The organism is Pseudomonas sp. SH10-3B (assembly GCF_019891415.1).
Lineage (GTDB): Bacteria > Pseudomonadota > Gammaproteobacteria > Pseudomonadales > Pseudomonadaceae > Aquipseudomonas.
The window spans coordinates 31,515-52,036 of the sequence record NZ_JAFLXD010000020.1 but is presented as its reverse complement, the minus strand read 5'-3'; the positions used below and the strand labels follow the sequence as shown (position 1 = coordinate 52,036).

Annotated in this window: 18 protein-coding genes; 5 read left to right on the top strand and 13 right to left on the bottom strand. The window is 60.8% G+C overall.

What is annotated here, in order from left to right; translation table 11 throughout:
* Window positions 1–107: 107 nt before the first annotated feature.
* The 3 genes from betA to betI form a co-directional block, all read right to left on the bottom strand.
* Window positions 108–1,811 carry a choline dehydrogenase gene (gene betA, locus J1G35_RS16440; RefSeq protein WP_223015460.1) on the bottom strand — a complete coding sequence of 568 codons (1,704 nt, stop codon included), beginning with the start codon at window positions 1,809–1,811 and terminating at the stop codon, window positions 108–110.
* Between the two features lie 142 nt (window positions 1,812–1,953).
* On the bottom strand, window positions 1,954–3,426 hold the full coding sequence (gene betB, locus J1G35_RS16435; RefSeq protein ID WP_223015459.1) for a betaine-aldehyde dehydrogenase: 1,473 nt from the start codon (window positions 3,424–3,426) through the stop codon (window positions 1,954–1,956).
* 110 nt (window positions 3,427–3,536) lie between these two features.
* Window positions 3,537–4,130, bottom strand: a complete 594-nt coding sequence (gene betI / locus J1G35_RS16430; RefSeq protein ID WP_223015458.1) for a transcriptional regulator BetI — start codon at window positions 4,128–4,130, stop codon at window positions 3,537–3,539.
* A gap of 390 nt (window positions 4,131–4,520) precedes the next feature.
* Between betI and J1G35_RS16425 the strand changes: the two genes are divergently transcribed.
* Entirely contained in the window at window positions 4,521–6,455 is a 1,935-nt protein-coding gene (locus J1G35_RS16425) for a BCCT family transporter (RefSeq protein WP_347709459.1), read from the top strand.
* Window positions 6,456–6,607: 152 nt separating this feature from the next.
* On the opposite strand, the gene choV is transcribed toward J1G35_RS16425, so the two are convergent.
* The 3 genes from choV to J1G35_RS16410 all read right to left on the bottom strand — a co-directional run bounded on the left by choV (window position 6,608) and on the right by J1G35_RS16410 (window position 9,642).
* Window positions 6,608–7,786, bottom strand: coding sequence for a choline ABC transporter ATP-binding protein (gene choV / locus J1G35_RS16420; protein ID WP_053128117.1), 1,179 nt, complete (start codon window positions 7,784–7,786; stop codon window positions 6,608–6,610).
* Window positions 7,783–8,628 carry a choline ABC transporter permease subunit gene (choW, locus tag J1G35_RS16415; RefSeq protein WP_015886271.1) on the bottom strand — a complete coding sequence of 282 codons (846 nt, stop codon included), beginning with the start codon at window positions 8,626–8,628 and terminating at the stop codon, window positions 7,783–7,785. Before choW ends, choV begins: the two co-directional genes overlap by 4 nt.
* A 66-nt stretch (window positions 8,629–8,694) precedes the next feature.
* Window positions 8,695–9,642, bottom strand: a complete 948-nt coding sequence (locus J1G35_RS16410) for a choline ABC transporter substrate-binding protein (protein WP_053128119.1) — start codon at window positions 9,640–9,642, stop codon at window positions 8,695–8,697.
* Between the two features lie 415 nt (window positions 9,643–10,057).
* Between J1G35_RS16410 and J1G35_RS16405 the strand changes: the two genes are divergently transcribed.
* Together J1G35_RS16405 and J1G35_RS16400 are read left to right on the top strand one after the other, a co-directional pair.
* On the top strand, window positions 10,058–11,434 hold the full coding sequence (locus J1G35_RS16405) for an L-serine ammonia-lyase (protein ID WP_223015456.1): 1,377 nt from the start codon (window positions 10,058–10,060) through the stop codon (window positions 11,432–11,434).
* Between the two features lie 456 nt (window positions 11,435–11,890).
* A complete protein-coding gene (locus tag J1G35_RS16400; RefSeq protein WP_053128123.1) occupies window positions 11,891–12,994 on the top strand; it encodes a GlxA family transcriptional regulator in 1,104 nt (367 codons plus the stop codon).
* 161 nt (window positions 12,995–13,155) lie between these two features.
* Here J1G35_RS16400 and J1G35_RS16395 read toward each other — a convergent pair whose 3' ends face one another.
* From J1G35_RS16395 to J1G35_RS16375, 5 genes are all read right to left on the bottom strand, one after another.
* Window positions 13,156–13,419, bottom strand: a complete 264-nt coding sequence (locus J1G35_RS16395) for a hypothetical protein (protein ID WP_053128125.1) — start codon at window positions 13,417–13,419, stop codon at window positions 13,156–13,158.
* A 250-nt stretch (window positions 13,420–13,669) separates the two neighbouring features.
* Window positions 13,670–14,146, bottom strand: coding sequence for a thioesterase family protein (locus tag J1G35_RS16390; protein WP_223015455.1), 477 nt, complete (start codon window positions 14,144–14,146; stop codon window positions 13,670–13,672).
* A gap of 13 nt (window positions 14,147–14,159) precedes the next feature.
* Window positions 14,160–15,125, bottom strand: coding sequence for an L-carnitine dehydrogenase (locus tag J1G35_RS16385; RefSeq protein WP_053128129.1), 966 nt, complete (start codon window positions 15,123–15,125; stop codon window positions 14,160–14,162).
* A 71-nt stretch (window positions 15,126–15,196) separates the two neighbouring features.
* Entirely contained in the window at window positions 15,197–16,084 is an 888-nt protein-coding gene (locus J1G35_RS16380) for a 3-keto-5-aminohexanoate cleavage protein (RefSeq protein ID WP_131699063.1), read from the bottom strand.
* Window positions 16,085–16,158: 74 nt separating this feature from the next.
* Complete coding sequence (locus J1G35_RS16375) at window positions 16,159–17,103, bottom strand: choline ABC transporter substrate-binding protein (RefSeq protein WP_053128132.1); 945 nt, start codon at window positions 17,101–17,103, stop codon at window positions 16,159–16,161.
* A 194-nt stretch (window positions 17,104–17,297) separates the two neighbouring features.
* Between J1G35_RS16375 and J1G35_RS16370 the strand changes: the two genes are divergently transcribed.
* Entirely contained in the window at window positions 17,298–18,242 is a 945-nt protein-coding gene (locus J1G35_RS16370; protein ID WP_223015454.1) for a GlxA family transcriptional regulator, read from the top strand.
* A gap of 68 nt (window positions 18,243–18,310) precedes the next feature.
* A complete protein-coding gene (locus J1G35_RS16365) occupies window positions 18,311–19,489 on the top strand; it encodes an AAA family ATPase (protein WP_223015453.1) in 1,179 nt (392 codons plus the stop codon).
* A gap of 124 nt (window positions 19,490–19,613) precedes the next feature.
* Here the strand turns inward: J1G35_RS16365 and J1G35_RS16360 are convergent, their stop codons facing one another.
* Complete coding sequence (locus tag J1G35_RS16360) at window positions 19,614–20,030, bottom strand: DUF3010 family protein (protein WP_223015452.1); 417 nt, start codon at window positions 20,028–20,030, stop codon at window positions 19,614–19,616.
* Between the two features lie 41 nt (window positions 20,031–20,071).
* Complete coding sequence (locus tag J1G35_RS16355; protein ID WP_053130933.1) at window positions 20,072–20,473, bottom strand: lysozyme inhibitor LprI family protein; 402 nt, start codon at window positions 20,471–20,473, stop codon at window positions 20,072–20,074.
* Window positions 20,474–20,522: the final 49 nt, after the last annotated feature.

Below are 20,522 nucleotides of genomic sequence, written 5' to 3'. Positions count from 1 at the left end.
CTGTGGCGAGCGGGCTTGCCCCGCGTTGGAGTGCGTAGCGCTCCCAAGATTTTTGGGGCCGCTGCGCAGCCCAACGCGGGGCAAGCCCGCTCGCCACAGGGAATGGGTTACTGCGCAGTCGGCCCCACTTCACGCAACGGCTTGCCACGCACCGGCGCATCGCCCGCCACGTAGTAGTCGGCGATGCTGCGCGGCAGCGGCTGGCGGCCACGGATCTTGTCGGCGATTTTCTCGGCGATCATGATCGTCGGCGCGTTCAGGTTGCCGGTGGTGATGATCGGCATGATCGACGCATCGACTACGCGCAGACCCTGCATGCCATGCACGCGGCCTTCGCCATCGACCACGGCCATCTCGTCGTCGCCCATTTTGCACGAGCAGGACGGGTGGAACGCGGTTTCGGCGTGCTCGCGGATGAACTTGTCCAACTGCTCATCGGTTTGCACCTCGATGCCCGGGCTGATTTCGCGGCCACGGTACGGGTCCAGTGCCGGCTGTTGCATGATTTCACGGGTCAGGCGGATGCCGTCGCGGAATTCCTGCCAGTCCTGCTCGGTGGCCATGTAGTTGAAGAGGATGCTCGGGTAGTCCCGTGGATTCTTCGACTTCAGTTGCACGCGGCCACGGCTTGGCGAGCGCATGGAGCCCATGTGCGCCTGGAAACCATGCTCTTTCACACCGTTGCTGCCGTTGTAGTTAATCGCTACCGGCAGGAAGTGGTACTGGATGTTCGGCCATTCGAATTCTTCACGGGTACGGATAAAACCGCCCGCTTCGAACTGGTTGCTGGCGCCGATGCCGGTGCCGTTGAACAGCCACTCGGCACCGATGGCCGGCTGGTTGTACCAGAGCAGCGACGGGTACAGCGACACTGGCTGAGTGCACGCATATTGCAGGTACAGCTCAAGGTGGTCCTGCAGGTTTTCGCCGACGCCAGGCAGGTCGTGGACCACTGGGATGTCGAGGCTTTCCAGCAGTTTGGCCGGGCCCACGCCGGAGCGTTGCAGCAGTTGCGGCGAAGCGATTGCACCGCTGCACACCAGCACTTCTTTACGCGCACGGGCTTCAACGCGCTCTTCGGCGGCACCGATCAGGTAACGCACGCCCACGGCACGCTTGCCTTCGAACAACACTTTGTCGGTGAGGGCGTGGGTGACGATGGTCAGGGTCGAACGCTTCTTGGCCGTGTCCAGGTAACCGCGCGCGGTGCTGGCGCGACGGCCGTTCGGCGTGACGGTACGGTCCATCGGGCCGAAGCCTTCCTGCTGGTAGCCGTTCAAGTCTTCGGTGCGCGGGTAACCGGCCTGCACGCCCGCTTCAACCATGGCGTGGAACAGCGGGTTGTTGCCGGCTTTAGGCGTGGTCACGCTGACCGGGCCATCGCCGCCGTGCCAGTCGTTCGGGCCGATGTCGCGGGTTTCGGCCTTGCGGAAATACGGCAGGCAATCCAGGTAGCTCCAGTCTTCCAGACCTGGCAGCTTCGACCAGTTGTCGTAGTCCATGGCGTTGCCACGGATGTAGCACATGCCGTTGATCAGCGAAGAGCCACCCAGGCCCTTGCCGCGCCCGCATTCCATCCGGCGACCGTCCATGTGTGGCTCTGGATCGGTTTCGTAGGCCCAGTTGTAGCGGCGGCCTTGCAGCGGGAAGGCCAGGGCGGCGGGCATTTGGGTACGGAAGTCGAGACGGTAGTCGGGACCACCGGCTTCCAGCAGCAGGACGGTGACGCCTTCGTCTTCGGTCAGACGGGTCGCCAGGGTGTTACCGGCGGAGCCGGCACCCACAATGATGTAGTCGTATTCTTGGGACATAAATGCACCCTCTTTGATGTGTGGTCAGGTCGGGCCTCATCGGGGGCAAGCCCCCTCCCACATTTGATCGGGTTTACACAGTCAAAGGTGGGAGGGGGCTCGCCCCCGATGGCGGCCTCAAAGGCAACGCAAGGCTCGGGTCTTAGAACACCGAGGCGTAGTCGCCCAGCTCAACCTGTACCGATTTGATGCGGGTGAAGTTGTTCAGCGAGCTGATGCCGTTCTCACGGCCCACACCGGATTGTTTGTAGCCACCGACCGGCATCTTCGCGTCGGATTCGCCCCAGGCGTTGATCCAGCAGATGCCCGCTTCCAGTTGATGAATCACGCGGTGCGCGCGGTTCAGGTCCTTGGTCACTAGGCCCGCAGCCAGGCCGAAGTCGGTGTCGTTGGCGCGGCGGATCACTTCTTCTTCGGTTTCGTAGGTGAGGATGCTCATTACCGGGCCGAAGATTTCTTCACGGACGATGGTCATCTCGTCGGTGCAATCGGTGAACACGGTCGGGGCCACGTAGGCGCCTTTGGCCAGGTCGCCGTCGGTCAGACGGTCGCCGCCGCACAGCACGCGAGCGCCTTCTTCCTTACCTTTGGCGATGTAGCCCAGCACGCTTTCCATGTGGGCGAAGCTGACCAGCGGGCCGAAGTTGGTGTTGTCGTCCTGCGGGTCGCCAACGCGGATGCGCGCAACACGCTCAACGATCTTGGCTTCGAACGCCGCTTGCAGGTGCTTGGGCACGAACACGCGGGTGCCGTTGGTGCAGACCTGACCGGAGCTGTAGAAGTTGGCCATCATCGCGATGTCTGCCGCACGATCCAGGTCGGCGTCTTCGAACACGATCAGCGGCGACTTGCCGCCCAGTTCCATGGTCACTTCCTTGAGCGAAGAACTCGACGCGCTGGCCATGACTTTCTTGCCGGTGTCGGTGCCGCCGGTGAACGAGACTTTCTCGATGCGCGGGTGCTCGGTCAGCCAGGTGCCGACTTCACGGCCGCTGCCGGTCAAGACGTTGAACACACCGGCTGGAACGCCGGCTTCGGTGTAGATCTCGGCCAGTTTCAGGGTGGTCAGCGAGGTGACTTCGCTTGGCTTGAAGATCATCGCGTTACCGGCGGCCAGGGCCGGTGCGGATTTCCACAGGGCGATCTGGATCGGGTAGTTCCAGGCGCCGATACCGGCGACCACGCCCAGCGGCTCGCGGCGAGTGTAGACGAACGAGGTGTCGCGCAGTGGGATCTGCTCGCCTTCGATGGCCGGCACCAGGCCTGCGTAGTATTCCAGCACGTCGGCACCGGTGACGATGTCGACGTACTTGGTTTCGGAGAAGGCTTTACCGGTGTCCAGGGTTTCCAGGGCGGCCAGTTCATCGTTGCGCTCGCGCAGGATGTCGACGGCACGACGCAGGATGCGCGAACGCTCCATGGCGGTCATGGCGGCCCAGATTTTCTGGCCTTTTTCAGCGCTGACCACGGCACGTTCAACGTCTTCTTTCGTTGCGCGTTGCACTTGGGCGAGAACTTCACCGTTAGCCGGGTTGATGGCTTCGAAGGTGGCATCGCTGCCAGCGTCGCTGTAGCCGCCGTCAATGTAGAGTTTTTGCAGGTCGAAACGGGCCATAAAGTCCTCGCAAGTGCATAAGTGGTTGGCGTTACCCGCCGCAAAGTGGGCCATAAGGGTGTGGCAACACTGAGCGGCAGACGTTCAGGGGTTGAGCGTTTGTAAGGGCTCTAACTCACCTGCTTGGCCAATTGGAAATCCATGTATTCGTAAGCGATCCGTTGCGCCTGCGCCGTGTCGAAAGCGTCTCCCGACAGGGCGCCGCGCAACCACAAACCGTCGATCAACGCCGCCAGGCCCCGGGCCGCGCTGCGGGCTTCAGGCAGCGGCAGCTCCCGGCGGAACTGGCAGCACAGGTTGGAATACAGACGTTGATCGTTGATCCGCTGCAACCTGTGCAAAGACGGGTGGTGCATGCTGGCGGCCCAAAAGGCCAGCCAGGTTTTCATTGCCGGGCCATTGACCTGGCTGGCATCGAAGTTGCCCCCGATGATTACCTGAATGTGTGCCCGTGGGCTGTCATCTTCCAGCGCCAGCCTGCGTTCATGAACGTTCTCGATCAGCACGTTCATCAGGTAGCGCATCGTCGCGGCGATCAGGCCGTTCTTGTCCTGAAAGTAGTGACTGATGATGCCGTTCGAGACCCCGGCCAAACGGGCGATCAGCGCAATGCTGGCGTCTCCCATTCCGACCTGATCGATGGCCGTCAACGTGGCTTCGATCAACTGTTGGCGGCGTATGGGTTGCATACCGACCTTGGGCATGTAGCACCTCTCCTTAGGCCTGCCGACGGGTGATGCACGTTCGTCGACTTGAAGGCCAGTCTATTTTGTTTTGATTGAACGTTCAATCAACAAAGAATAAGCTCTGCGACAAATGGTCGCTGCCTACAGGTATTTCCTACATGAGGGCGGCGACATCTGACACCTGCAAAAACCTTTGAAACAGGCGGTATCAAGGCCTGCCCACTGCCTGGTGGGGCTCAAGAATTTTCGGGGTGTCTTTATAACACCCGTCCGTCGACTGCCGAAAAATCGATAGGCCGGGATAACCGTTGCCTTGTGTTTCTCTCTCGCACTGCCTGGAGCATCTGCGCCATGAGTTCTGCCTCTCTTATAAAGACCCCGCCGGAAAAGGTGCGGGTCAACGGTTGGGTGTTCTACACCTCCACCGCGCTGATTCTGTTGTTGACCGCCATTCTGATCATCGCCCCGCAGGAGGCCGGGCGCATGCTCGGCGTAGCTCAGGCCTGGCTTTCCAAAAGCTTCGGCTGGTACTACATGGTGGTCATCGCCGCTTACCTGGTGTTTGTGGTCGGCCTGGCGTTTTCGTCCTACGGCAAATTGAAACTGGGCAGCAAGGACGACACCCCGGACTTCAGCTACGGCGCCTGGGCCGGCATGTTGTTCTCGTCGGGCATCGGTATCTCGTTGCTGTACTTCGGTGCCTCCGAGCCGCTGGATCACTACTTCAACCCGCCCGAAGGCGCCGCCGCCAGCAATGGCGCAGCCCGCCAGGCGTTGCAGTTGACCTTCCTGCACTGGGGCCTGCATGGCTGGGCGATCTATGCGCTGGTCGGCCTGGCCGTGGCGTACTTCGCTTATCGGCATAACCAGCCGCTGGCCTTGCGTTCGGCGTTGTACCCGCTGGTGGGTGAGCGTTGGGTGAAAGGCGCGGCCGGTCACGCGGTGGATGGTTTCGGCATGTTCGTGACCCTGTTGGGCCTGGTGACCAACCTGGGCATCGGTTCGATGCAGGTGTCGTCCGGCCTGGAAAACCTGTTCGGCATGCAGCACAGCAACACCAACTTGCTGATCGTGATCATCGTGATGAGCACCGTGGCGACCATCGCCGCCGTGTCGGGCGTGGAGAACGGTATCCGCCGCCTGTCCAACCTCAACATCGTGCTGTTCAGCGGTTTGCTGATCTTCGTGCTGCTGTTCGGCCCGACCCTGCACCTGCTCAACGGCCTGGTGCAGAACACCGGTGACTACCTCAACGGCATCGTGCTGAAGACCTTCGACCTCTACGTGTACGAAGGCGACGGTGACAAAACCGAACGCTGGATGGGCCTGTGGACCCTGTTCTACTGGGCCTGGTGGATTTCCTGGGCACCGTTCGTGGGCATGTTCATCGCGCGTATTTCCCGGGGCCGCACAGTGCGTGAACTGGTGGCCGGCGTGCTGCTGATTCCCCTGGGCTTCACCCTGGCGTGGCTGTCAATCTTCGGTAACTCGGCGCTGGACCTGGTGTTGAACCACGGTGCGGTGGAGTTGGGCAAGACGGCGCTGGAACAACCGTCCATGGCCATCTATCAATTGCTGGAGCATTACCCGGCGTCGAAAATCGTCATCGGCGTGTCGATCTTCGTGGGCTTTGTGCTGTTCCTGACCCCGGCGGATTCCGGCGCGGTGATGATGGCCAACCTTTCCTGCAAGGGCGGCAATGTGGATGAAGATGCGCCGCACTGGCTGCGCATCTTCTGGTCGGCGGTGATCACCCTGGTGACCATCGGCCTGCTGTTTGCCGGCAACTTCGAAGCCATGCAAACCATGGTGGTGCTGGCGGGGCTGCCGTTCTCGGTGGTGCTGATTGTCTTTATGTTCGGTTTGCACAAGGCGATGCGCCAGGACGTGGCGATCGAACAGGAGCAGGCGCAACTGGCTGAACGCGGGCGTCGTGGCTTCAGCGAGCGTTTGACGGCACTCGACCTGCAACCGAGCCAGGGCACTGTGCAGCGCTTTATGGACAAGCACGTCACGCCGGCGCTGGAAGAGGCGGCGGTCGCGTTGCGTGAGCAAGGGTTGGAAGTGCAGACGCTGTTGGGCAAGTCCAAGCGCTGCATCGGTGTGCGCATCGAGATGGAAGAGGGCAACCCGTTCGTTTATGAAGTGAGCCTGGATGCTTACTCGTCGGCGCCGAGTGACCTGCCCGAAGAAGAACGCACCCGCTATTACCGTGCCGAGGTGTACCTGCACAACGGGCCTCAGGAATACGACCTGATGGGCTTCGCCCAGGAACAGATCACCCGGGACGTGCTCGATCAGTTTGAAAGCCATCGGCAGCTCCTTGGCCGTGTCTATAGCTGATGCGTTGAAAGCCCGGTGGTGTCACTGACGCCACTGGGGCAAAAAATGTGGGAGGGGGCTTGCCCCCGATTGCAGTGTGTCAGTCAGTCCATCTGTTACTGATCCACCGCTATCGGGGGCAAGCCCCCTCCCATATTTGTTATGCAGTGTGGTTAGCCCAGGTTTTTGCCCAGCAGGGCGTGGTAGAGCTCACTGTCGCCGAGGATGCCCACCACCTGGTTGTTGTCATGCAACACCAGCTTGTTCCCCGTCTGATAACGAATCTGCAGCGCATCACGCATGCCGATATTCGAATCCACCAGTGTCGGTACCCGACCCAAACCTTCCACCGGTTGCCCCGGTGCCCAGTTCTGCAGGTTCATCACCACGCCATTCTGCCGCGCGCCCTGGATGGTGTTGCCTTCGGCCAGGTCCAGCCACGAGTCGCCGCCCGGATCCAGGCACACCGAACCGTTGACGCGTTTGCAGTTGTCCAGCGTGCGCATCAGGCTGCGGCCGCACAGTACGTTCAGCGGGTTGGTATGGGCGACGAAGGTGCGCACATAGTCGTCCGCCGGGTTCAGCACGATCTCTTCCGGCACGCTGTACTGGATGATCTTGCCGTCTTTCATGATCGCGATGCGGCTGCCCAGCTTGAGCGCCTCGTCGAGGTCGTGGCTGACGAACACGATGGTCTTGCTCAGCTTGCTTTGCAGTTCCAGCAACTCGTCCTGCAGGCCCTGGCGGATCAGCGGGTCGAGGGCGGAGAAGGGTTCGTCCATCAACAGGATGTCGGCATCCATCGCCAACGCGCGGGCCAGGCCGACGCGCTGCTGCATGCCGCCGGAGAGTTCATCCGGCTTCTTGTTGCGCCACTGGGTCAGGCCCACCAGCTCGAGTTTTTCATCCACCAGCTTGCGCCGTTCTTTCTCCGGGCGGCCCTGCATTTCGAGGCCAAAGCTGATGTTCTCGCGCACCGTCAGCCAGGGCATCAGGGCGAACTTCTGGAACACCATGGCGATGCGTTTGGTGCGCATCATTTTCAGCTCGGCAGGGGTGCAGGAGGCGATGTCGATCTGGCGACCTTCATGCTCCACGAACAGCTGGCCACGGCTCACGGTGTTGAGGCCGTTGATGCAGCGCAGCAGGCTTGACTTGCCGGAGCCCGACAGGCCCATCAGCACGCAGATCTCGCCTTTTTCCACATCCAGGCTGGCTTTTTCAACGCCGACAATCTGCCCGGTTTTTTTCAGGATCTCGTTACGGCTCATGCCCTGGTCCAGCAGCTTGAGCGCTTCGCGTGGGTCTTTGGAGAAGATCACGTCGACATTGTCGAATCGGATAATGCTCATGCATCACCCCCTACTTTGGCGTCGGGTTGTTTGCAGATGCGGTCGAGCATGATGGCCAGCAGCACAATCGCCAGGCCGGCTTCAAAGCCCAGGGCGATGTCGGCGGTGTTCAGCGCGTTGACCACTGGTTTGCCGAGGCCGTCGGCACCCACCAGGGCGGCGATCACCACCATCGACAACGACAGCATGATGCATTGGGTAATACCGGCAGCGATGCTCGGCATGGCGTGGGGCAGTTCAATGCGCGAGAGCAACTGACGGCGCGAGCAGCCAAAGGCCTTGCCGGCGTCCATCAACTCTTGCGGTACGTCACGGATACCCAGGTAGGTCAGACGGATCGGCGCGGCAATCGCGAACACCACCGTGGAGATCAAGCCAGGCACCACACCCAGCCCGAAGAGGGTCAGGGTAGGGATGAGGTAGACGAAGGTCGGTACGGTCTGCATCAGATCGAGCACCGGCCGCATCAGGGTGTAGAACATCGGTTTGTGCGCGGCAACAATGCCCAGCGGCACACCGATGACCACGCAGACCAGCGTGGCGAACAGCACCTGCGCGAGGGTCTCCATGGTTTCCTGCCAGTACCCCAGGTTGAGGATCAGCAGGAAGGAGGCGATGACAAAAACAGTCAGTCCCCATTTACGTTGAATAAAGTGAGCCAGCAGCGCAATCAGACCGATCAATGCCAGTGGATTGAACCAGGTCAGCGCGAACGTCACGCCGTGGATCATCGTTTCCAGTGTCGATGCGATTGCGTCAAAGTAGTTGGCACCGTGTTGGGTCAACCATTCGACGAAGGCAGCGATGTACTGGCCTAGTGGGATTTTCTGTTCAGTCAGCATGGTAGTGAATGTCCACATGCGAAGGGGAAAACATCCCGAGGCAGCGCACCGCCCCGGGGTCAGCAGTTACTTGTTCAGATACGCTTTGACGGCTTCCAGACCGGGTTTGCCATCGACGGTGGTGACACCGGCGAGCCAGGTGTCGAGTACTTGCGGGTTCTTCTTCAGCCAGGCTTTCGCCGCAGCGTCGGGCTTCATCTTGTCGTCCAGGACGTTACCCATCAGGGTGCTTTCCATGTTCAGGGTGAACGACAGGTTTTTCAGCAACTGACCGACGTTGCTGCATTCCTGGGTGTAGCCCTTGCGGACGTTGGTATAGATGGTGGCCTGGCCGTAGTTGGGACCGAACGAATCGTCACCCCCGGTCAGGTACTTCATCTTGAAGCGGGTGTTCATCGGGTGCGGTTCCCAGCCGAGGAACACGATGGCCTGGTCGCGCTTGGAGGCGCGTTCCACCTGCGAGAGCATCCCGGCTTCGCTGGATTCGACCACTTTGAAACCGGCGGTTTTCAGGCCGAAGGCGTCTTTGTCGATCAGCGTCTGGATGGTGCGGTTGCCGTCGTTACCCGGCTCGATGCCGTAGATCTTGCCGCCCAGTTCATCCTTGAATTTGGCGATATCGGCGAAGTCTTTCAGGCCTTTGTTGTACAGCGCCTCGGGGACGGCCAGGGTGTACTTGGCGTTCTCCAAGTTGGCGCGCACGGTTTCCACGGTGCCGGCATCACGGTACTGCTTGATGTCGTTTTCCATGGTCGGCATCCAGTTGCCGAGGAAGATGTCCATGTTCTTGCCGTCGGCCAGGGACTTGTAAGTCACAGGTACCGAAATCATCGTGGTGCGCGGCTTGTAGCCCAGGCCCTTGAGGACTTCGCTGGTGGTCGCGGTAGTGACGGTGATGTCGGTCCAGCCGACATCGGAGAAGTTGACGGTCTTGCACTGTTCCGGTTCTGCGGCGTGCGCCATGACTGGCAGACTCAGCATGGCGGCCAACAACAACGAGGGTGAACCTTTCATCTGGGTAGACTCCTGTGTTTTTTCTGGCGGCAGTTGCCGCGCTTTATAAGTGTTGCGGTTGGAGCGTGCGACAACAGCTCTGCCACGGTGCCTTGCAAACGAGTCGTGACTGATCATGTACCAGTGAAAATCTGACGCCTACAGGGGGCGTCGTATCCAGTACAGGGAGGGTCGTATCCAGTGTCGGTGACGTCGCTTACAGGTTTTCCCCAAGGCAAAACGGCTGTTTTTGCCCATCTGCACCGCTAAAAACGGCCAAAACGCCTGTTCGCACGGGGGCGGCGTTAGTGAGCATGGTTACGTCGGTGTGAGACGTCGTGACGGCGGATAAAAGCTTGATGATGCCGCCATCTGGGCGATCTGAGCGTAGCACCTCGTTCAAGCCTGGCCGTGCTTATCGAGGAGTTCTACCGCAATGGCTATCAGTGTTTTCGACCTGTTCAAGATCGGCATCGGGCCTTCTAGTTCTCACACCGTCGGCCCCATGCGCGCCGCGGCGTTGTTCGTTCAAGGGTTACGTGAACGTGAACTGTTGGAACAGGTCAGGCGTGTCGAAGTTCAGCTATACGGCTCATTGTCGGCTACCGGCATCGGCCACGGCAGCGACACCGCCACCATCATGGGCCTGATGGGCGAGTGGCCGGACGCGATCGATCCGTCGCAGATCGGCCTGCGTATCCACACCCTGCGTGAGACCGACACACTGCTGCTCGACGGGCGTTTGCCCGTGCCGTTCCTGTGGGCCCGCGACATGCGCCTGCTCGACGAAAACCTGCCCTTTCACCCCAACGCCATGACCCTGGTGGTGTTTGGCGATGACGGCGAGCTGCACCGCGACACCTACTACTCGGTGGGCGGTGGGTTTGTGGTGGATGAAGCCCAAGCGCAGAGCGGTGTGGCGGACATGGACCGCACCGAACTGCCCTATGATTTTTCCAGCGCCGTGGAGTTGTTGCAGCTGTGCAAGACCCACAACCTGCGCGTTGCCGAGTTGATGCTGGCCAACGAAAAAGTCTGGCGCTCCGAAGACGAAATCCGCAGCGGGCTGATGAAACTCTGGCGTGCCATGCAGGCGTGCGTCGAGGAGGGCCTCAAGCACGAAGGCATCCTGCCTGGCGGCCTCAACGTGCGCCGCCGCGCCGCCAAGTTGCACCGCAGCTTGCAGGAGTTGAACAAGCCGAATGTGATCGGCTCGACCTTGAGCGCGATGGAATGGGTCAACCTGTTCGCCCTGGCGGTGAATGAAGAAAACGCCGCCGGTGGACGCATGGTCACGGCACCTACCAACGGTGCGGCGGGGATCATTCCGGCGGTGCTGCACTACTTCATGAAGTTCAGCGACGAAGTCACCGAAGCCAACGTGGTCGACTACCTGCTCAGTGCGGCGGCGGTGGGGATCCTGTGCAAGAAGAACGCCTCGATCTCCGGAGCCGAAGTCGGTTGCCAGGGTGAGGTGGGTTCAGCCTGCGCCATGGCCGCTGCCGGGCTGGCGGAGATCCTTGGTGCAACCCCGGAACAGCTGTGCAACGCCGCCGAAATCGGCCTGGAGCATAACCTCGGCCTGACGTGCGACCCGGTGGGTGGCCTGGTGCAAGTGCCGTGCATCGAGCGCAATGCGATTGCAGCGGTCAAGGCGATCAACGCGGCGCAGATGGCCCTGCGCGGTGACGGCCAGCACTTTATCTCCCTGGACCGGGTGATCCGAACCATGCGCGATACCGGGGCGGATATGCATGACAAGTACAAAGAGACATCGCGGGGTGGGTTGGCGGTCAGTGCGGTGGAGTGCTGAGACCGAGTCGCCTGTATCGGGGGCTTGCCCCCGATACTGTAATCCAGACGATACTGCTCAAAAAGTGAACACTCCAACCAAAAGCGCCACCTTTTAGCGCGTCGCAAATAGATAAGTAGCTTCCGAACGATTTCCCCTCCGACCACCCGTTACCTGTGCGTGTGGTGACAGACTTTTCCTACGCGCTGAAAGCGCCTTCCCACAAGTGCTACCGAACTGCTCACACACCTTGAGCAGGCGTCTCCTACGTCCATTTTCATCCATATCCCGCACGTCCCGCACGGGCTTATTTAGACGCGTCATAAGGTCGTTTTCAGGATTTATTGAATGGCCATTCAAACTTAGGCATGGCATTTGCTCTATACAATTCAAAGCCTCTCGCCTTGCCGGATGAAGAGCGCAATAACAAGAGCCTCGCCTGAGGCCATCACCCGCTTTGTGTGAGGAGATATCGCCATGACGTCGTTCAACTCCGGGGCTCAACCCCAGAACCGTGCGCCTCAATCCATCGGCTTTTTGCTGCTGGACAATTTCACGCTGATTTCCCTGGCTTCGGCCGTGGAACCGCTGCGCATGGCCAACCAGCTGTCCGGCCGCGAGCTGTATCGCTGGACAACCCTGAGTGTCGACGGCAACCAGGTGTGGGCCAGCGACGGTCTGCAAATCACCCCCGATGCCTCCATGCACAAAGCCCCGGCCCTGGACACTGTGATTGTGTGCGGCGGCGTGGGTATCCAGCGCACCGTGACCCGTGAACATGTGTCGTGGCTGCAAAGCCAGGCGCGCCAGTCCCGTCGCCTGGGTGCAGTGTGCACCGGCAGTTGGGCCCTGGCCTGCGCCGGGTTGCTCGACGGTTTTGATTGCAGCGTGCATTGGGAATGCCTGGCGTCGATGCAGGAAGCCTTCCCGCGTGTGTCGATGAGCACCCGTTTGTTCACCCTCGACCGCAACCGCTTCACCAGTTCGGGTGGCACCGCGCCGCTGGACATGATGCTGCACCTGATCAGCCGCGACCATGGTCGTGAACTGTCGGCAGCGATTTCCGAGATGTTTGTGTACGAGCGCATCCGCAACGAACAGGATCACCAGCGTGTGCCGCTCAAGCACATGCTTGGCACCAACCAGCCTAAGTTGCAGGAAATCGTCGCGCTGATGGAAGCCAACCTCGAAGAGCCGATCGACCTGGACGAACTGGCGGTGTACGTCGCCGTGTCGCGCCGCCAACTGGAGCGGCTGTTCCAGAAATACCTGCACTGCTCGCCGTCGCGCTACTACCTCAAGCTGCGACTTATTCGCGCGCGGCAGTTGCTCAAGCAAACGCCGATGTCGATCATCGAAGTGGCGTCGGTGTGCGGCTTTGTGTCCACGCCGCACTTCTCCAAGTGCTACCGCGAATACTTCGGCATTCCGCCACGGGATGAGCGCGTAGGCTCCAACACCACCCAGCAGGTGGCAATGATGCCGATACCGCAGGCGCTGGTGTTGTCACCATTGTCGGGGCCGCTGTCGGCATTAAGCCAGGCGCGCAATGAGTCGACTTTCGCGAGTGTACGGCTCTAAACCAACCTCTAAACCAACCTTGTGGCGAGCGGGCTTGCCCCGCGTTGGGCTGCGAAGCGGCCCCAACACCTGCAGTTGAGGTCTGCCTGATACACCGCATCGCTCAGATTGGGGCTGCTGCGCAGCCCAACGCGGGCAAGCCCGCTCGCCACAGGGGATTGTCAGGCGCCAGAGTTCTGCTTGAACTGCATCAGCGCCGGTAACAACTGCTTATCGATCGCCTGACGCACTGCCGGCAAAATCGTCGCACTGCCGGTGTACATCTGCTCAACCATACCCTTGAGCGCCTTGGCCCGTGCCGGGTTCAAACCGCGTACCGCGCACTCACATGCCTGCTCGGCGCTGGCGCCGCTGGACACCTCGAAACCCAGCGAGCGCAGTTGGCTCAGCAGGTCATCCTGGTCAATCAAATCCGCGTGCATCATGACGTTTATCCTGGTGAAGGGAGCGGTAGCGACTTGGATTCTGGTAGCCCCCCAGCCGGTCGGCAAGGGCAGAATGCACGAATGGCTCAGATGGCTATGAACGTGTCGTTTTCGGGTCATTTACCCATTGAAGTAATAGGCACACTGGCTACCAGCAAACAGCTTGAAGGTTTGGTCACCCTCGGGATGTACGGCTCACACACAGCACTCTGCCCCGCTCCAGTCACGGCTGGACCGGGGCTTTTTTTCGCTATCTTCTGGTTGGCAATCCAATCACCCGGCCCAGAAGAGCAGGGCGTGGCAGGTCAGCGTGTTCAGCGCAGATGGTTGCGAGTTTTTCCAGCGTTACGTCGGTAAACGGCGCCGAATGTGGACCGGCCAGGTCGACGTGCAGCAGCATCTGTTCGTTGCCGGCGAGTTCTTTCTCATCGCCCACTAAATGCAGGCTGTGATAGAGGTGCAGGCGCTTGGCGTCGTGGGCGATCAGTTGTGTATGCACCTCCACGTCGGCGCCGAGTTTCACTTCGTGCAAGTAGTTCAGGTGCAGTTCGAGGGTGAACAGCGAATGGCCACTGGCTTCGCGGTTTTCACTGTCCAGGCCCAAGGTGTCCATCAGCGCGTCGGTGGCGTAGCTGAAAATCAGCAGGTAGAACGCATCGCGCAGGTGGCCGTTGTAGTCCACCCAGTCGGCAAGGACTGGGGTGGTGTAGGTGGTCAGTGCAGGCATGGTGAGGGTTCCGTTATTCGGCGAAAGTCATGCCGTGCTTGGCTTTGGTGGTTTTCACCGCTTCGAGCACCGCCAGCAGGCAATCATCACGATAGCGCTCCAGCGCCGAAATGCTGTGTTTGCCCAGTTGCTCGCTGGTGCCATCGACCACATCGTCGATCAACTTGTCGGTCAATTCCGGTGCCGGCAGGTAGGTCCACGGCAACTGCAACGCCGGACCGAACTGCGCCATGAAGTGCCGCATGCCCGCATCACCGCCCGCCAGGGTGTAGGTGAGGAAGGTGCCCATGAACGACCAGCGCAGGCCGGCGCCAAAACGGATTGCGTCGTCGATCTCGCCGGTGGTGGCCACGCCGTCATTCACCAGGTGCAGCGCCTCGCGCCACAGCGCTTCGAGCAAGCGGTCGGCGATAAAACCGGGGACTTCCTTGCGCACATGCAGCGGGCGCATGCCGAGAGATTCATACACCTTGATCGCCGCCTGGATCGCTTCCGGCGCGGTGTGCTTGCCGCCGACCACTTCCACCAGCGGCAACAGATAAACCGGATTGAACGGATGGCCGACCACACAGCGTTCCGGGTGGGTCGAACCCTCATAGAACTCACTCGGCAACAGCCCGGAGGTACTCGAACCGATCAGTGCATTGGGCTTGGCCGCGGCGCTGATCTTGCTGTGCAATTCCAGTTTCAGCTCCAGGCGTTCCGGGGCACTTTCCTGGATGAAGTCGGCGTCTTTCACGCATTCTTCGATGGTGGGGACAAAGCGTAGGCGGTCCTGGGATGCGCCGGGCGCGAGGCCCTGTTTTTCCAGAGCGTCCCAGGCATTGGCGACACGTTTGCGCAGCGCCGCTTCGGCACCCGGCGCCGGGTCCCAGGCGACCACGTCGAGGCCGTGGGCCAGGGCACGGGACACCCAGCCGCTGCCGATGACACCGCTGCCGAGGGCGGCGAAGGTTTTGATCTCAGTGATAAAGCGCATGGCAAATTCCTAAAGCGTTCGGTGATTCCCTGTGGGAGGGAGCAAGCCCCCTCCCACATTTTTTGATTCGGTCAGCCGCGTTTGGTCAGGCCCATCTTGATGCGGCCTTCCGCCGGGCTCATGACCCGCGCGCCCAGGCGGCTGAGGATTTCACTGGCGCGTTCCACCAGTTGGCCGTTGGTGGCGAGTACGCCCTTGTCCAGCCACAGGTTGTCTTCCAGGCCGACCCGCACGTTGCCGCCCAGCAGCACCGCTTGCGCGGCCATGGGCATTTGCATGCGCCCGATCCCGAACCCGGCCCACACCGCGTCGGCCGGCAGGTTGTCGACCATGGCTTTCATGGTGGTGGTGTCGGCCGGCGCGCCCCACGGGATGCCCAGGCACAGTTGGAACAGCGGGTTGTCGAGCAGGCCTTCCTTGATCATCTGCTTGGCGAACCACAGGTGGCCGGTGTCGAAAATTTCCAGTTCGGCTTTGACGCCCAACTCTTGGATGCGCTTGGCGCCCGCCCGCAGCTGCGCCGGGGTGGAGACGTAAATCGTGTCGCCATCGCCAAAATTCAGGGTGCCGCAGTCCAGGGTGCAGATTTCTGGCAGCAGTTCTTCGACATGGGCGAGGCGGGTCAGCGGGCCGACCAGGTCGGTATTGGGGCCGAACTCCATCGGGTTCTCGCCGCCGCCGATTTCCAGGTCGCCGCCCATGCCGGCGGTGAGGTTGACGATGATGTCGATGTCAGCCTCACGGATGCGCTCCATCACTTCGCGGTACAGGGCGACGTCGCGGCTGAACTTGCCGGTCTCGGGGTCGCGCACATGGCAGTGCACCACGGTGGCGCCGGCCTTGGCGGCTTCCACGGCGGCGGCGGCGATTTGTTTGGGAGTGACCGGCACGTGCGGGCTTCTGGCGGTCGTGTCGCCAGCACCGGTGAGTGCGCAGGTGATGATGACGTCGTGGTTCATGGGGCGGTTCCTTACAGGCGTGGTGGTGCCGTTCGCAGCTGATGCGAGCTGCGAAGCGGTGATTTAGATAGGGTTTATTTGCTGGTCAATTGCAGGTTGGCCGCCGCCGGTTTGCCGTCGAAGGTGGTCACGCCTTCCAGCCAGCGCGCCTGGTCCTGCGGGTGATCCTTGAGCCACTGCTTGGCGGATTCGAGGGCGTCCTTGTGATCCAGCAGCGGCTGCATCATCCGGCTCTCGTCGGCGGCGGTGAAGGTCAGGTTGGTCAGCAACTTGTGCACGTTGGGGCACTGTTGGGCGTAGGTCGGCGCGGTGACCGTCCACACGGTGGCCATGCCTTCGTTCGGGCCCAGGGCGTCATCGCTGCCGGTGAGGTAAGTCATCGCGACGTTGACGTTCATCGGGTGCGGTGCCCAGCCGAAGAACACCACGGCTTCCTTGCGGCGTACCGCACGGTCCACGGCGGCAAGCATGCCGGCCTCGCTGGATTCCACCAGTTGGAATTTGCCCAGGCCGAACTGGTTCTTGGCGATCATCGCCTTGATCTGGGTGTTGGCACCCGAGCCCGGCTCGATCCCGTAGATCTTGCCGCCCAGCTCCTTGTCGAACTTGGCGATGTCGGCGAAGGTTTTCAGGCCCTTGTCCGCCAGGTACGTCGGCACCGCCAGGGTCGCGCGGGCGTCTTCCAGGCTGGGTTTGTCGAGGACTTTGACTTGCTTGGCGTCGACAAACGGCGTGATGGTCTGGGTCATCAGCGGGTTCCAGTAGCCAAGGAACAGGTCCAGGCGCTGGTCGCGGATACCGGCGAAGATGATTTGCTGGGAGGCGCTGGTTTGTTTGGTCTTGTAGCCGAGGCCGTCGAGCAACACTTGGGTCATGGCGCTGGTGGCGATGACGTCGGTCCAGTTCACCACGCCCATGCGCACGTTCTGGCAAGAGGCCGCGTCGGCCGCCAGTACGTTCGTGCTCAAGATGGCGCTGGCGCTGAGTGCAAGCACGCAGTGGCGAATCAGTCGGTTCATGGTGGATCCCTCGGCAGGTCGTTATTGTGGGGTCCGGCGTCTTTGTGCGCCGTGGGATCACGTTACGGAGCTTTGGCCCCGCCGAAACGCACGGCGGCGACCAGCTCTTGCACTGCAGCGACCTGTGCTCTTGAATGGCCCGTGGAACTGGCGTATCACAGTGACCACGCTGCCCGTCCTACGAGAGCGCCACCATGTCCCAGGATTTCTACTTTCTGCTGATGCCGGGGTTCTCGGCCATTGGCTTTATTTCTGCGCTGGAACCGCTGCGCGTGGCCAACCGCTTTCGCGGCGAGCTGTACCGCTGGCATGTGCTGAGCGCCGATGGCGGCGCGGTGCTGGCGAGCAATGGCATGTCGGTCAACGCCGACGCCGCGCTGGAGCCGCTGAAAAAGGGCGCGACGCTGCTGGTGGTGGCCGGCTTCGAACCGCTGCAGTTCGCCACGCCGGCGCTGGAGCACTGGCTGCGCCGCCTGGACAATGATGGCGTGACCCTCGGCGCCATCGACACCGGCGCCTGTGTCCTCGCCGAAGCCGGCCTGCTCGACGGTCACCGCCTGACCCTGCACTGGGAAGCCATTGACGCCTTCAAGGAGTCGTACCCGCACCTGTCCGTGACCCAGGAACTGTTCGAGATCGACCGCCGCCGCATCACCTGCGCCGGTGGCACGGCCTCCATCGACCTGATGCTCGACCTCATCGCCCAGGCCCACGGCGCGGACCTGGCGATCCAGGTCTCCGAACAATTCGTTCTTGGCCGCATCCGCCCGCGCAAAGACCACCAGCGCATGCAGATCGCCACGCGCTACGGCATCAACAACAAGAAACTGGTGCAAGTGATCGGCGAGATGGAGCAGCACACCGAACCGCCCCTGAGCACCTTGGCGCTGGCCGAAGCGATCAAAGTCACCCGGCGCCAGCTGGAGCGGCTGTTTCGCTTGCACCTGAACGACACACCGAGCAATTTCTACTTGGGATTAAGGCTGGAGAAAGCCCGGCAACTGCTGCGTCAGAGCGATATGAGCGTACTGGAGGTGAGCATTGCATGCGGGTTTGAATCGCCGTCGTATTTCACCCGCAGTTACCGGGCGCGGTTTGCCAAGTGTCCGAGGGAGGATCGGCGACGGGAGGTGGTTTGACGGGCAATTATAGTGAATTATACTCGATACTATAATTTATAGTCCTTTCCATAATTGAGTATAAATCCATGTCCAAGCACAGCGGCTTTGTATTCCGCCGCCCCACCCTGGCAAGCAGTATTGCCGATGGCCTGGTAGGGGCCGGTCTTCAGGATTTCACCTCTGGCCTGTTTTTGGCGGCGCCCCGTCGCACCGGCAAAAGCACCTTTCTGCGCGAAGACCTGATTCCGGAATGTCAGCTCCGGGGCTGGCTGGCGGTGTATGTGGATCTCTGGGCCGACAAAGACAAAGATCCTGCAGAGTTGATTGCCAGTGCGATTGCTGCTGCTCTGGTGCCCTATGAAAAGGGCATTCGCAAACTGGCCAAGAACATTGGCATCGAGAAACTGAGCTTTCTGCGTACGCTCTCCTGGGACTTTACCAAGCCACAATTGCCTGTCGGTGCGACGCTGACCCAAGCCCTGGAATTGCTCCACAGTGCTGCAGAAAAACCCGTTGTGCTGGTGATTGACGAAGCGCAGCACGCGTTAACCACCGAGTCAGGTATCAATGCGATGTTCGCGTTGAAGGCTGCCCGGGATCAGCTCAACCAAGGCCGTGACGAGGAGGGCAGCGGCTTGCGCCTGGTGTTTACCGGCTCCAACCGCGACAAGCTGGCCCATTTGGTACTGGGCAAAAGCCAACCGTTCTTCGGTTCCAGCATCACGCCGTTCCCGTTGCTGGGCAGGGAATTCACCCAGGCCTACACCGCGCATCTCAACGCGCACCTGGCCGAGACCAACCAGTTCAACGCGGCTGATATTGATGAGGCGTTTGAGTTGGTCGGCCGTCGCCCCGAGATGCTGCGCACCATTATTGGTGAAGTCGCACTGGAGTTAGGCGAGGCAAGCAACCTGGGCCAACTGCTGCACAGTCGTGCCGAACTGCTGCGCGCAGGCGTGTGGACCGAGTTCGAAAGCGCCTGGAACGCCCTGACCATCCCGCAGCGCGCCGTGCTGGAGGTAATGGTGGAGCGTTCTCAAAACAACCAACCCTTCGCGCCATTCACCGACAGCACTCTCACGGCTGTCAGCAAGGCATTGGAAGAGATGGGCAGCGACGTGGTGCCGGGCACCCAGACCATCCAGGCCTGTATCGATGCCTTGCGCGACAAGGAGTTGGTGTGGAAGTCGAGTCGGGGCGGTTATGCCCTGGAGGACAAAACGTTCGGCGACTGGCTGCGGCACAAGCGCCATACACCCCACTGAACACACCACAGACCCAGTGTGGGAGGGGGCTTGCTCCCGATAGCGATATGTCAGCCAATGCATGAGCAAGCTGATCCACCACCATCGGGAGCAAGCCCCCTCCCACAGTGGATTTCGGCGTGGCTTATTTCTTCAGCAGGGCGGAGCATGCGGTCTTGAAGGCCTCATGCTGATACTTGTTCAGCGTCGCCGGCAGATCGAAGTTGTGCTTCTTGTTCTGCGCATTGAGGGTCTGCGGCGACAGCAGTGTCACCTCGACCCCCTCCAGCAACTGAAACACCCCTTCGATCTTGAACGTGGTCGGGCCACCGGCGAATTCACCTTTCTTGCTGCGCTTCTTGATGGCGATGCGCTGGATGGCGTTTTCCTGCACGAACGCCTTCACCTGCGCGGCGAAGGCTTTGACGTTGGCGGCTTCATCGTCGTCTTCAAGGGCGATTTTCTTGGTCGCCAGGGCGACGTGGGTCAGCGCCTGGTTGTCCAGGGAGGCGAGGGCGATGATGGCTTCGCTGCCTTTGATTTCGATGCCGCAGATAGTCATGAAGGGCCTTGGTTCAAAGAGAAAGTGGCGGGGATTGTCGCTTATTCCTGGCCAATCGACTCCAAAAACTCCGACCGCTCATCACTCATCCGCGCCAAACAGTCATTCTGATCAATTGCATAGGCCTTGGTCCCGTTCACGGCCGGGAAGGTGTCCACCGCGCAATCGGCGTCACGCAGTTTTTCCCACTTCTGCTGGGCATCCTTCAGACGAGCGGTAATGTCGGCCAGCTTGGTCTTGTCGCTGCCATAGGTCGAACCCATGCGTTCCAGCAGGCCCTGGTAGTTGTCTTTCAACAATTGTTCGGCGGTGGTTTTGTTGTAAGTGGCGCATTCCAGGGTTTGTTTGTCGTTTTCGATGCCATCGCATGGCGTGCTGTCAGTGTCTTCTGCCGCGTGGACGCCGGTTGCGATGAGTGCCAAAGCCAGGAAAATCGATTTCATTGCGCCGTCTCATATCAGGTGATGCAGGAATTCTGGCTCAAGCGTAAGA